Below are 13,288 nucleotides of genomic sequence, written 5' to 3'. Positions count from 1 at the left end.
CAGCTGTATTCTCTTTTTCTCCAGTTGATAGCGCTTACTATTTCACGACCAGTACTGGGCATTTTGCTCTTTTAATCACTTCTGTACTTACACTGCCTACAACAAGTTTTTGAAACCCATTCAAACCTCGTGTTCCAATTACGACAAGATCAAACAAGCCGTTATTCGCTTTTTCAGCTATCATCTTGCCGGCTTCTCCGCGTTCGATTGTACGCGTATAAGGAATATTCGCATTGCGCAGCTTCTCTTCATTATGCTGAATACGCAATTCACCATCCCGATACACATCATCTGGCTTCACCTGCTGCAGCACAATCTCACTGTTGCGTACTTCTTGCAGCGCGTTAATAACCTCCAGCTGCACGGGATGCGTGCTGGCTTGACACATTTTTATTACTTCCTCCGTTGCTCGAAGCGAATGCTCTGAGCCATCAACAGCCAATAGGATTTTTTCATACATAAAGACGCCTCCTCCAACTATGATAGTATCTATTTCCCTTTACAAAGTTGAAACAAACAAGCAAGTACTACTATTTCGGAACACGAAACACATAGATATGAATTAACAATAACATGACATTCTGATTTGGAAAAGTATGAGATAATGGAGAAAATTAGCAGAGGTGATTTTTTTTGCTGGCTAAACTAATAAAAATTGTAATTGTTTTGCTTCTCATTGTTGGTGTCGGTATATGGATATTTGATGCATTTAAGTACGAGGCACTTATTGAAGATAAAATTAAACGGATAGAAGTATATCCGGCAGGAGCTTCATCTGCTTCCCAAACGATAACAAATAAAGATACGGTAGAAAATATCCTAGAATGCATGAATAAAACCTGTGGGCGTGAAGAAATGAGCGAAGTAGCTTCCTATGCCGATGTTGACGGCAGATTAATACTTTCTGGAGCGAGCAATACATATGAAGTTGGCATCTATCAAGGCAGTGGAACAGTTGACTTTGTCTACGATGGCACCATTATGGATAGCGAAATGAAACCCTTCTCTTTTTAATTGAAAAACAGCCGCCAAAAATGATAGCGGCTGCTGCTGGGAAGGATATATCTTGCTTACGTAACATAATCATTTACTCGATCATCTGCATCCGCTCCGTAAACTTCGTCGGATAAGATAAGAATCCGAGCATGATACTCGTAACAATAGCTGTCGTCAGCAGCAGGAATAAGATCAGCAGCTGGAACATAACTGCTTGAAGCGGGTCTGCTCCTGCGATAATCTGCCCGCTCATCATTCCTGGCAGCTGTACTAACCCAATTGTTTTCTGGCTTTCAATGGTTGGGATGGTACTTGCTTTAATGGAAGCAAGCAGCGATTTCTGGATTGCCTGCTTTGGGGTTCCGCCTAAAGAAAGGATAAGCTCTGTTTCCTCTCTGCGGGATGCTACTTCAGATGTAAATCGGTTCAGAAACAATATACCAAGCACCATGGAATTACCAATCACCATTCCGCTGAGCGGGATAATATACTGTGCTGTTGGCGGTGTTATCTGAAGACTTAACAAGATTCCTTGCGTCAGCACTTCAATAACGACAAATGTAAAGATTAATTTCCATGTAATTCCCTTAATGCTTTTCCCTTTTTTCCTCGCATTTTGTGTTGCTGCGCCAATCATTAACATCACCATCAAGAAAATATAAAGCATATTTTCGGATTCGAAGATGAACTGCAATACATAGCCGACTGCAAACAGCTGAATAATGGAACGAACAGTCGCGATGAGTGTATCTTTTTCTAGCCCAAGACGTAATGTTTTCGATAAAATTAGCGGAATGAGTACAAATATAAGTGTGAGCAATAAAGCAAGGAAACTCATGCTTCTCCCTCCTTTACAAACTGTTTCACTGCTTCTTTCTCCGGATGATCAAGCAGGTCAGCTGTTCCTGCCTCTATTACTTCTCCGCTCATCATCACCCACACCTGATCTGCGACTGCTTTTGCTTGCTCTAGGTTATGTGTAATCCATATGACCGTAGTTCCATATTCCCTGTTAATTTGGAGAATCAGTTTTTCAATATCCTGCTTAGATACCCGGTCTAAGGAAGATGTGATCTCATCGAGCAGCAGAATTTGAGGGCGATTTAATAATGTCCTGGCGATCGATACCTTTTGTTGCTGTCCGCCTGATAAGCTTTTACTGTCCCGGTCTAATATATCTGTATCCAGACCTACTTCTTGCACAATTCGTGCTGCTTTCGCTTCTGACAGCTCTTCACCAGCAAGTCGCAGCGGCAACGCCAAGTTTTCCCTCACACTGCCCTCGAGCATCGTTGCTTGCTGCAGAACAATACCAACATGGCGGCGTAAACTGATTGGATCATAAGACAAGATATCTTTCCCATCTATCAGAATATCTCCGCTATCCGGCGACTGCAATCCATTACACAAACGAAACAAAGTAGTCTTTCCAGCACCAGATGGACCGATAACGCTCGTAATTTTTCCTTTAGCAAATGTTCCTGTAATAGCATGCAAAATTTCTTTTTCACCTGCATGGTAAGTTACACTATCTAAGTATATAGCTGCTTGCTGTTTCTCCATGTTGTCCTTCCTTTCTTCCTCTGCTTCCGCCCGCGTTGCTATAGCTTTCACATGTAAGTAAGAAAAAACACCTCTGCAGGAGAGGTGTTACATTAATAATGTTTAAGAAAATAAACCAGCGATTGTAATTCAATTGCGAGATCAATATGATGTACGCGGATATTATCAGGTACGGCAATACGCGCTGGCGTGAAATTCAGAATTCCAGCAATACCGCAATCCACCAAGCGATCCGTAATAGGCTGTGCAGCGATTGCTGGCACTGTTAGTATTGCGGCACTCACATTCCCTATATAATCCTCTAAGTCATCAATATGATAAACGGGTACGCCGCCGATATTATGATCCACTTTTCCAGGGTCGGTGTCGAAAGCCATTTCTATCTTTGTATTATTATTTTTAATAAAGTTGTAATGCAGAAATGCAGTACCAAGGTTACCTACTCCAATGAGTGCCACTTTCGTAATCTCATCTTGATCTAATGTTTTTCGGAAAAACTTCAGCAAATACTCTACATTATAGCCGTAGCCCTTTTTACCAAGTGCTCCGAAATAAGAGAAGTCACGGCGAATTGTTGCGGAGTCGACTTTCACCGATTCGCTAAGTTCTTTAGAAGAAACACGCGTTTTGCCTTGCAGATGCAGGCTGTTGAGAAATCGGTAATAAAGCGGCAGTCGCTTTGCCGTCGCCTTCGGTATTTTATTTTGATCCATATACATACTCATATATCCTCCTAAAGCTTGCAGCTCCCAGAAGTGAACTTCGTGCAGCTATGCAGTTGGGTCTAAAGGCTTCTCGTTCTAGAACATTAGATGTTCTGTTACCTTCTGTATATAAGACCTCCCATATACCGCTTCGTTACGCGGAATAATGGCTGCAAACAGGTTCCATTCCGGCATCTGTAAAGAACCAACAGATGCGGCCTGCGGCTTCGTCCTTGAATTGTTACGATATGATACTTTCACAAGTACAATTAATAATAACACCTTATTCTATCAGATATGAATGGGAAAGTCTTGTACAGATTCACAAAGAAGCATGTGCGGGGTATCTAGTTTCATTTTAACAAATCACGTTACAATGTCCATCTTCCAGCAAGCAAAAAAACGTGAGAATTCCGCGCTTGCTACTGTTTTGACACATAGGATACACTGATAGTATGAGGTGAACGAAATGATTTTATTGCAAGCGAATAATATAACGAAACTATTTGGCGCAGATGTCATTTTATCCAATATAAAGCTAGAAGTACAAACACAGGATCGTTTAGCTATTGTCGGACGCAACGGTGCCGGCAAATCAACCCTCCTGAAGATTCTAGCAGGTGAATTGACATACGATGAGGGAAACGTCTTCCTCGCCAAGGAAGCCACACTCGGCTACTTAGAACAACACACAGGCTTAGAATCAGATAAAAGTATACTGGAAGAAATGAAAACAGTATTTGCTGACCTTATCCAGCAAGAGCAGGAATTGCGCCGCCTGGAAACAAAAATGGGTGATTCTGATTTAATTGCCGACGAAGCAGCTTATCAGCAGCTCCTTACGAACTATGATACAAAGCAGCAAGCGTTTCGCTTAAACGGCGGTTATCAGTACGAAGCTGACATTCGTTCTGTATTAAACGGCCTGCGGTTTGGCGATAAAGACTTGTCCACACCAATCGGTTCATTAAGCGGCGGTCAAAAAACACGGCTTGCGTTAGGAAAGCTGCTGCTTCAGAAACCTGATGTATTAATACTAGATGAGCCGACCAACCATTTAGATATCTCAACATTGGACTGGCTTGAGGGCTATTTAAGCAGCTATCAAGGTGCTGTTGTCGTCGTATCCCACGATCGATATTTCCTCGACAAGACCGTGAATACTGTTATCGAGATTGCTCATAATCACTCTGTGCGATATAAAGGCAATTACAGCAATTATCTAGACCAAAAAGCGGCAAATTACGAAAAAGAAATGAAGCAATTTGAAAAGCAGCAGTCTGAAATAAAGAAAATGGAAGAATTCGTTCAAAAGAACATCGCGCGGGCAACCACGACAAAACGCGCACAGAGCAGACGAAAACAATTAGAGAAAATGGATCGAATAGAGCGTCCGCTTCATGATGCGTCTTCAGCAAAGCTGACTTTTGATATTGATCGCCGCAGCGGCAATGACGTGCTAAAGGTAAAAGAATTAGCGTATCAGTACCCGGAAAGTACATCTCCTGTATTTAAAGATGTCAGCTTCCAAATGAATCGCCAGGACCGTATTGCACTTACTGGACCTAACGGAACTGGGAAAACAACGCTGCTTAAAACGATCATTGGAAAGCTTCCTGCAAAAACTGGTCATGTAGAGCTAGGCGCAGGCGTTAGCATTGGCTACTACGATCAGGAACAAACAGAACTGCATTCTTCCAAATCGGTACTTGCTGAGCTATGGGATGAATACCCGCTAATGGATGAGAAGGATATACGCACTATCCTCGGAAACTTCCTATTCACAGGTGATGATGTACTTAAAGTAGTCAACACACTGAGCGGCGGAGAGAAAGCCCGACTTGCGTTAGCGAAGCTGATGATGCAGAAGTCCAACCTTTTAATCATGGATGAACCGACCAACCACTTAGACTTAGATAGTAAAGAAGTGCTGGAAGGCGCATTAGCAGATTATCCTGGTACGATTCTATTCGTCTCTCATGACCGTTACTTTATGAACAAAATTGCCACACAAGTGCTGGAAATGACGAACAAGCAGCTTGTAACTTATTTAGGGAACTATGATTACTTTATAGAGAAGAAGCAAGAACAGCAAGAAATTGCCGATCTAGAAGCATTAGCAGCCGAAACAAAGCAGCCTGTTAAGCAAGAAAATAAATCGAATTATCATCAAGATAAAGCAATGAAACGGGAAATTCGGAAAAGAGAACGACGTATTGCGGAGCTGGAAGAAAAAATCGCTGAGTTGGAGACAGAGATTGAAGGTAACGAAACATTGCTCACTGATCCGGAAGTTTTCCAAGATTATCAGAAGGCGCAGGAAATTACAGAACGTAATGAACAGCTCCAAGCTGCACTGCTGGAAGTTATGGAAGAGTGGGAAACACTCATCGAAGAAAATGAAAGTTATGCACAGGAGTAAATACGCTTTCATTGTTGATTTCATAGGATATACACAAAGTTGTACACATTATCCACAAAGTCCACATTATTTTGATGTGATTTTATCCACTTCTGTACCTGGTACTAATAGCGGGTTTTAAAAAGTTATGCACAAGCGGAAGCCTGTGCTGTGCACAAAAAAAGCATTGTTTCCTAGTCGGAAACAATGCTTTTTCTTATAGTGGCATAGATGCTCTCGCGTTCATCGCCAAATCAGCGAATTTGCCTTGTTGATAAGATATAGATGCAGCTGCCCCAATCATTGCAGCATTATCGGTGCAAAGTGCAAGCGGCGGAATTAAAAGATCTGCTTGCTTGTCCGCAAATGCTTGCTCCAATGCCGCTCTTAGTCCGCTGTTCGCTGCAACGCCCCCAGCTACGATCACTTGTTTGGCACCATATTGCTCGGCTGCTCGGAGTGTCTTCCCAACGAGTACTTCTACAACACTTGCTTGGAAGCTTGCCGCAACGTCAGCAGGAGGATACGTTTCTCCTTTTTGCTTCGCATTGTGAAGTGTATTAATTACCGCCGACTTAAGACCAGAGAAGCTAAAATCGTAACTCTCCGGCTCTAGCCATGCGCGAGGGAAATCAATAGACTGCTCGCCTTCTGCTGCCAGCTTATCAATGCGTGGGCCGCCTGGATAAGGCAGCTGTAACGTTCTGGCTACTTTATCATACGCTTCTCCTGCTGCATCATCACGTGTTTCTCCGATCACTTCAAAGCTGCCATGCTCTTTCATAAGAACCAGCTCTGTATGTCCACCTGAAACAACTAATGCTAGCAGCGGGAATGCAAATTCCTGCTCCAGACGGTTTGCGTAAATATGACCGGCGATATGATGTACCCCAATCAGCGGCTTACCGATGGAAAAGGCCAATGCTTTAGCAGCATTTACTCCGACGAGTAGTGCACCAATTAAACCTGGCCCCTGCGTTACTGCTACGGCATCCAAATCATTCTTCTCAACACCTGCTTGCTGAAGTGCCTCTTCTATGACAATTGTGATCTGCTCCACATGATGCCGGGAAGCAATCTCCGGCACAACACCGCCAAATCGCTTGTGACTCTCAATTTGGGAGGCCACAACATTGGACCGAATCACGGTGCCGCCCTCGATAACAGCAGCTGCAGTTTCATCACAGCTTGTTTCTATTGCTAATATAAGTTCTGATGTTTTCATAAGTTCACCCACATTACAATCGCATCTTCTTGATTGTCTGTATAATAGTTTTTTCGTATCCCGCCAGGCACTAAACCAAACTTGCGATATAGATGCTGCGCTGGCAGATTAGATACGCGTACTTCCAATGATAAACGATATGCTCCAGCGAGAATAGCTTGCTCCATGACATGAGCAAATAGTTTTTCTCCCAGTTTCTTTCCACGGTAACTTGGCAAAATAGCTATATTCGTGATCTGTGCTTCATCAATAACAAGCCACATGCCGCAGTAACCAGCAATAACGCCCTCTTTCTCAATGACAAAATAACTGGCAAACGTATTTTCTGTAATTTCACGTTCAAAAATATCAATTGTCCACGGCGTTGCAAAAGATGCTGTCTCTATGGTGTAGGCAGCCGGAATGTCTGCTAATTGCATTTGACGAACGATTGGCTGCGCACTCACTTTTGCCGCTCCTGTTGTTTGAGCCAATTGGATTCCGCCTCCGTTAAACGAACATAATCCGGTACAATCTGATGAAGATTATCCGCTTGTCTAACAGCTCCTATTTGAGCAAGGACAGACGGACGTGCATAATGCATGCTATTCTCCGGTATAACCGCTTGATCACCAAGTGTTTCCGTGATGATATCTCGGTAAGTTTCGATATCCGGGCTCAAGAATAACACCTTCTCTTCCTTATCTCGCAACTGTTCCAGCCACTCTGTAAACAACGGATTAACTGCTCCCTCTACTTGTTCAAATTTAACAGGACTGCTGGCATATAAGGCTGTATACACTTGCCCTCTGCGCGCATCAAAGAACGGACACACATACCCGGAGAACAACTGTCCTTGGTAAGCAAGTGCCTCTAAACTCGAAACACCAATAACATCAATATTTAGTGCCCACGCCATTGTTTTGGCAGTTGCCATACTGATCCTTACGCCAGTATACGAACCTGGCCCCTGCCCTACTACAATTCGATCCAAATCCTCTGGAGCCGTTTTTGTTTCTTTCATCAGCTGTTCAATCGCAGGCAGCAAACGAACAGAGTGATCGCGGTGACCATGCATGACATGCTCACCTAATGTAACGCCATCCTTAACAATTGCTACACCTAGCAGCTGATTGGATGTATCCATGGCTAATATAGTCATTTTGTTAACTCCTTACAAAGCTTTTCATAACGCTCGCCAACTGGCTGCAGCGTAATTGTCCTTGCCTCACCGTCATGTTTGATTGTAAGCTCCAGTCGATCTTTCGGTAAGTAGTCTTCAATGAAGTGCGCCCACTCGACAATGGTAACTCCTTGTCCCGAAAAATACTCCTCAAAACCTATATCTTCGTCACTATTCTCCAGACGGTACACATCCATATGATACAAAGGCAAACGGCCCTCGTATTCTTTAATAATTGTAAAGGTAGGGCTATTAATTGTACGTGTAACACCCAACCCACCACCAATTGCTTTTGTTAGTGTCGTCTTTCCTGCACCAAGATCTCCTTCCATTGTAATAAGATCACCTGGCTGCAGTAATTCGGCTAATCGCAGGCCGAACGTATTCGTTTCTTCTATTGTATGCACTGTCTTTTTAAAATGGGTCATTACCATCACCTGACTCGCTTTCATTTCTTGTTCATTTATTCATCATAGCAAAGTATAGCCTAAAAGCAAAAGCACCAGAAACAAAAAGGCTTTTCTGGTTTTATGGAGAATACATATACTAACAGCTAACAAAGGAGCATGTATATGGAAGCATTAGAACAAATGTATAGTTATAATTGGAATGGCGAAATAAAATCCTACCTGGACCAAGTTGATATAAGCAGTTACCAGCATATGTGGATCGGACGTTTCGGCGGTAGCATTCTGCACGGAGCTCACAAAAACGAAAACGCCTGTCTTATCCTAACAGGAGCAGATTGGGAACTTGCTGTCATCATGGGTGCACAGCACACAGTTGAAAGTGCTGCGTTTATCGCTGACTCTCTCATGCTAAGACAGCGCAAAATTATTGAAACGCTTGATGAAGACACTTCCAGTGCTATGAAAAAATTCGACAGTTTTCTGATGAGCATGTTTAACAGTGTGCGATTTCGTTCCACAGCAGCCAAAGTGAATGGCAACAGCTCCTGCTTGATTAGCGTGCGCAAAGCAGGCTATTTATATTGGTTATCAGTAGGAAACAATGCTCTCTTCCTCTTGCCGCCTTCCACAGCGCACACAAGCTCTGTACAAATGAACCAGCAGCATCGATCTGGCTTGATAGGAGCCGACAATACATTTGACCAAGAAGTTCCGGCTTATAACATGGGCATCATCCCTCTGTCTAAAGGACGTAATTCTATCCTGCTAACTACAGCCGGTCTCCAGCGCTTTCCTGTTTCTCCATATAAGAATCCATCTCGGGTTCAGCGTGCTTTTACGAAGAGTGAGAGTATGCCGCGTTTTCTGCATAGACTGCTCACGAATGCACAGTCTGCAGGAGCAGCAGAAAGTATCACCTTGATTGGGTGGGATATACACATATAAAAAAAAGCTTTAGGATTGCTCCTAAAGCTTTTGAACATTTTATGTATGGCGGTCCGGACGGGACTCGAACCCGCGACCTCCTGCGTGACAGGCAGGCATTCTAACCAACTGAACTACCGGACCAATACTGCTACTATGTATTAGTGCAATGAAATAAATTAACCAATTACTTGGTTATACTCTTTAATTACCCCATCAGTTGTACCTTTCAGGTACTCCCTTTAAAAGATAATATGGTTGCGGGGGCAGGATTTGAACCTGCGACCTTCGGGTTATGAGCCCGACGAGCTACCCCTGCTCCACCCCGCGATAATAATATGAAGGAAAATGTTTCGGCCTGGCAGCGTCCTACTCTCGCAGGGCGAACCCAACTACCATCGGCGCTGAAGAGCTTAACTGCTGTGTTCGGCATGGGAACAGGTGTGACCTCTTCGCTATTACCACCAGACCTTAACTACACTTATCTTTCCTAACGACAAGATATATTATACCTTATCCTTCAAAAAATAAGCAAGTTATTTTGAAGTAAACCTTCAAAACTAGATAAGAAACTTCATGCTTTTACATCTCATGCGCTGCCAAGCACCGGAGTGCTTGGTCTTTGGCGTTGACTTACTAACGTCTAGCTGCGTTGAGCTAGATCCAGCTACAGAAACCAGAAACTACGGCTTAAGCGATAAATCCCTGCGTGAAGAAAATCACTTCACTCCGGGCTTTCTCACTTATTCCTCCGTTTCTAAACGGTTTCTTTCGCTTTTCATTTTTAGTTAAGTCCTCGATCGATTAGTATTCGTCAGCTGCACGTGTCACCACGCTTCCACCTCGAACCTATCTACCTCATCGTCTCTGAGGGATCTTACTCATTTAAAATGATGGGAAGTCTCATCTTGAGGGGGGCTTCATGCTTAGATGCTTTCAGCACTTATCCCTTCCGCACGTAGCTACCCAGCTATGCTCCTGGCGGAACAACTGGTGCACCAGCGGTGCGTCCATCCCGGTCCTCTCGTACTAAGGACAGCTCCTCTCAAACTTCCAACGCCCACGACGGATAGGGACCGAACTGTCTCACGACGTTCTGAACCCAGCTCGCGTACCGCTTTAATGGGCGAACAGCCCAACCCTTGGGACCGACTACAGCCCCAGGATGCGATGAGCCGACATCGAGGTGCCAAACCTCCCCGTCGATGTGGACTCTTGGGGGAGATAAGCCTGTTATCCCCGGGGTAGCTTTTATCCGTTGAGCGACGGCCCTTCCATACGGCACCGCCGGATCACTAAGCCCGACTTTCGTCCCTGCTCGACTTGTAGGTCTCGCAGTCAAGCTCCCTTCTGCCTTTGCACGCTACGAATGATTTCCAACCATTCTGAGGGAACCTTTGGGCGCCTCCGTTACTCTTTGGGAGGCGACCGCCCCAGTCAAACTGCCCACCTGACACTGTCTCCGAACCGGATAACGGTTCTGGGTTAGAATGTCAATACAGCCAGGGTGGTATCCCACGGATGCCTCCACCGAAGCTAGCGCTCCGGTTTCTAAGGCTCCCACCTATCCTGTACAAGCTGTACCAACATTCCATATCAGGCTACAGTAAAGCTCCACGGGGTCTTTCCGTCCTGTCGCGGGTAATGCGCATCTTCACGCATAGTATAATTTCACCGGGTCTCTCGTTGAGACAGTGCCCAAGTCGTTGCACCTTTCGTGCGGGTCGGAACTTACCCGACAAGGAATTTCGCTACCTTAGGACCGTTATAGTTACGGCCGCCGTTTACTGGGGCTTCGGTTCACAGCTTCGGGACAAAGTCCCTAACCATTCCCCTTAACCTTCCAGCACCGGGCAGGTGTCAGCCCCTATACTTCGCCTTACGGCTTTGCAGAGACCTGTGTTTTTGCTAAACAGTCGCTTGGGCCTTTTCACTGCGGCTTCTCCTAAAAAGAAGCACCCCTTCTCCCGAAGTTACGGGGTCATTTTGCCGAGTTCCTTAACGAGAGTTCTCCCGATCATCTTCGGTTACTCACCGTGCCTACCTGTGTCGGTTTGCGGTACGGGCACCTATTTCCTCACTAGAGGCTTTTCTTGGCAGTGTGAAATCAGGAACTTCGGTACTAAATTTCCCTCCCCATAACCGCCTGGAATATTGTTGAGTGGATTTGCCTGCTCAACTTCCTCACGGCTTGGACGCGCATAACCAGCAGCGCGCTTTCCTTATCCTCCTGCGTCCCCCCATCGTTCAAGCGGATTTAGGTGGTACAGGAATATCAACCTGTTGTCCATCGCCTACGCCTTTCGGCCTCGGCTTAGGCCCCGACTAACCCTGAGCGGACGAGCCTTCCTCAGGAAACCTTGGGCTTTCGATGAAAGAGATTCTCACTCTTTTTTCGCTACTCATACCGGCATTCTCACTTCTAAGCGCTCCAGCCGTCCTCACGATCGACCTTCACCGCCCTTAGAACGCTCTCCTACCACTGACATCGTAGATGTCAATCCGCAGCTTCGGTGGTGTGTTTAGCCCCGGTATATTTTCGGCGCAGCGTCACTCGACCAGTGAGCTATTACGCACTCTTTAAATGATGGCTGCTTCTAAGCCAACATCCTGGTTGTCTAAGCAACGCCACATCCTTTTCCACTTAACACACACTTTGGGACCTTAGCTGGCGGTCTGGGCTGTTTCCCTTTCGACCATGAACCTTATCACCCATGGTCTGACTCCCAAAGTAGATTGATTGGCATTCGGAGTTTGACTGAATTCGGTAACCCGATGAGGGCCCCTAGTCCAATCAGTGCTCTACCTCCAACCATCATCCTTTGAGGCTAGCCCTAAAGCTATTTCGGAGAGAACCAGCTATCTCCGTGTTCGATTGGCATTTCACCCCTACCCACACCTCATCCCCGCACTTTTCAACGTGCGTGGGTTCGGGCCTCCAGTCAGTGTTACCTGACCTTCACCCTGGACATGGGTAGATCACACGGTTTCGGGTCTACGACCACCTACTATATCGCCCTATTCAGACTCGCTTTCGCTGCGGCTCCGTCTATACAACTTAACCTTGCAGGGGATCGTAACTCGCCGGTCCATTCTACAAAAGGTACGCCGTCACCCATTAACGGGCTTCGACTACTTGTAGGCACACGGTTTCAGGTTCTATTTCACTCCCCTTCCGGGGTGCTTTTCACCTTTCCCTCACGGTACTGGTTCACTATCGGTCACTAGGGAGTATTTAGCCTTGGGAGATGGTCCTCCCGGATTCCGACGGAATTTCACGTGTTCCGCCGTACTCAGGATACACTCCGGAGGAAACCACATTTCAAATACAGGGCTCTTACCTTCTATGGCGGGCCATTCCAAGCCGCTTCATTTACATGGTTTCTTTGTAACTCCAAAGGAGTGTCCTACAACCCCAGAAGGCAAGCCTTCTGGTTTGGGCTAATTCCGTTTCGCTCGCCGCTACTCAGGAAATCGATTTTTCTTTCTCTTCCTCCGGGTAATGAGATGTTTCAGTTCCCCGGGTCTGCCTCATATCACCTATGTATTCAGTGATACGTACTATCCAATAACGAATAGTGGGTTCCCCCATTCGGAAATCTCCGGATCAAAGCTTACTTACAGCTCCCCGAAGCATATCGGTGTTAGTCCCGTCCTTCATCGGCTCCTAGTGCCAAGGCATCCACCGTGCGCCCTTCTTCACTTAACTAATTAAACGCATGATGCTAAAAATTCGCGACAATAAAAATTGTCATTGCTTTAAAGTTTGATGTTCTGGCATGTTGTTTCTTATCTAGTTTTCAAGGTTCACAAGAGAGATTGATCTCTCAAAACTGAACAAACAACCAATTACGACTTGTCTACTACGAAGTAGTAGTTCCAATTATCCTTAGAAAGGAGGTG

At 45.2% G+C, this 13,288-nt stretch carries 11 protein-coding genes, 2 tRNA genes and 3 rRNA genes (1 of these 16 running past the window's edge); 3 read left to right on the top strand and 13 right to left on the bottom strand.

The annotated features are described in order from the left end of the window. Positions 1-37: 37 nt before the first annotated feature. Complete coding sequence (locus KS242_RS03180; protein ID WP_217322979.1) at positions 38-460, bottom strand: universal stress protein; 423 nt, start codon at positions 458-460, stop codon at positions 38-40. Between the two features lie 173 nt (positions 461-633). Here KS242_RS03180 and KS242_RS03175 point away from each other — a divergent pair, with 173 nt between their 5' ends. Next, positions 634-1,014, top strand: a complete 381-nt coding sequence (locus tag KS242_RS03175) for a hypothetical protein (RefSeq protein ID WP_217322978.1) — start codon at positions 634-636, stop codon at positions 1,012-1,014. 73 nt (positions 1,015-1,087) lie between these two features. On the opposite strand, the gene fetB is transcribed toward KS242_RS03175, so the two are convergent. The 3 genes from fetB to KS242_RS03160 form a co-directional block, all read right to left on the bottom strand. Then, positions 1,088-1,834, bottom strand: a complete 747-nt coding sequence (gene fetB / locus KS242_RS03170; RefSeq protein ID WP_217322977.1) for an ABC transporter permease — start codon at positions 1,832-1,834, stop codon at positions 1,088-1,090. Beyond that, entirely contained in the window at positions 1,831-2,559 is a 729-nt protein-coding gene (locus KS242_RS03165) for an ABC transporter ATP-binding protein (RefSeq protein WP_217322976.1), read from the bottom strand. The genes fetB and KS242_RS03165 overlap by 4 nt, the downstream gene beginning before the upstream one ends. 92 nt (positions 2,560-2,651) lie before the next feature. After that, positions 2,652-3,278, bottom strand: a complete 627-nt coding sequence (locus KS242_RS03160) for a redox-sensing transcriptional repressor Rex (RefSeq protein ID WP_217322975.1) — start codon at positions 3,276-3,278, stop codon at positions 2,652-2,654. Positions 3,279-3,732: 454 nt separating this feature from the next. Between KS242_RS03160 and KS242_RS03155 the strand changes: the two genes are divergently transcribed. After that, entirely contained in the window at positions 3,733-5,685 is a 1,953-nt protein-coding gene (locus KS242_RS03155; protein WP_217322974.1) for an ABC-F family ATP-binding cassette domain-containing protein, read from the top strand. 196 nt (positions 5,686-5,881) lie between these two features. Here the strand turns inward: KS242_RS03155 and tsaD are convergent, their stop codons facing one another. The 4 genes from tsaD to tsaE are packed head-to-tail and all read right to left on the bottom strand — an operon-like array spanning position 5,882 to position 8,479. Further along, positions 5,882-6,889 carry a tRNA (adenosine(37)-N6)-threonylcarbamoyltransferase complex transferase subunit TsaD gene (gene tsaD / locus KS242_RS03150; protein WP_217322973.1) on the bottom strand — a complete coding sequence of 336 codons (1,008 nt, stop codon included), beginning with the start codon at positions 6,887-6,889 and terminating at the stop codon, positions 5,882-5,884. Further along, positions 6,886-7,335, bottom strand: coding sequence for a ribosomal protein S18-alanine N-acetyltransferase (rimI, locus tag KS242_RS03145; RefSeq protein ID WP_371747622.1), 450 nt, complete (start codon positions 7,333-7,335; stop codon positions 6,886-6,888). Before rimI ends, tsaD begins: the two co-directional genes overlap by 4 nt. After that, positions 7,332-8,030, bottom strand: a complete 699-nt coding sequence (tsaB, locus tag KS242_RS03140; protein ID WP_217322972.1) for a tRNA (adenosine(37)-N6)-threonylcarbamoyltransferase complex dimerization subunit type 1 TsaB — start codon at positions 8,028-8,030, stop codon at positions 7,332-7,334. Before tsaB ends, rimI begins: the two co-directional genes overlap by 4 nt. Continuing rightward, the gene (tsaE, locus tag KS242_RS03135) at positions 8,027-8,479 is read right to left on the bottom strand and encodes a tRNA (adenosine(37)-N6)-threonylcarbamoyltransferase complex ATPase subunit type 1 TsaE (protein WP_217322971.1); all 453 of its coding nucleotides are present in this window, start codon (positions 8,477-8,479) and stop codon (positions 8,027-8,029) included. Before tsaE ends, tsaB begins: the two co-directional genes overlap by 4 nt. A gap of 144 nt (positions 8,480-8,623) precedes the next feature. On the opposite strand from tsaE, the gene KS242_RS03130 reads away from it, so the two are divergent. Then, the gene (locus tag KS242_RS03130; protein WP_217322970.1) at positions 8,624-9,406 is read left to right on the top strand and encodes a hypothetical protein; all 783 of its coding nucleotides are present in this window, start codon (positions 8,624-8,626) and stop codon (positions 9,404-9,406) included. A gap of 46 nt (positions 9,407-9,452) precedes the next feature. Here the strand turns inward: KS242_RS03130 and KS242_RS03125 are convergent. The 5 genes from KS242_RS03125 to KS242_RS03105 all read right to left on the bottom strand — a co-directional run. Beyond that, positions 9,453-9,529, bottom strand: a tRNA-Asp gene (locus KS242_RS03125). A gap of 111 nt (positions 9,530-9,640) precedes the next feature. After that, positions 9,641-9,715, bottom strand: a tRNA-Met gene (locus KS242_RS03120). Between the two features lie 26 nt (positions 9,716-9,741). Then, a 5S ribosomal RNA gene (rrf, locus tag KS242_RS03115) occupies positions 9,742-9,854 on the bottom strand. Between the two features lie 315 nt (positions 9,855-10,169). Further along, positions 10,170-13,094: ribosomal RNA gene (locus KS242_RS03110) — 23S ribosomal RNA — on the bottom strand. A 184-nt stretch (positions 13,095-13,278) separates the two neighbouring features. Further along, positions 13,279-13,288 (bottom strand): 16S ribosomal RNA (locus KS242_RS03105) (it continues 1,552 nt past the right edge of the window). Together the 16S, 23S and 5S rRNA genes with 2 tRNA genes alongside form the textbook arrangement of a ribosomal RNA operon.

The organism is Terribacillus sp. DMT04 (assembly GCF_019056395.1).
Taxonomy (GTDB): domain Bacteria; phylum Bacillota; class Bacilli; order Bacillales; family Amphibacillaceae; genus Terribacillus; species Terribacillus aidingensis_A.
This window is presented reverse-complemented; position numbering and strand designations above follow the sequence as displayed.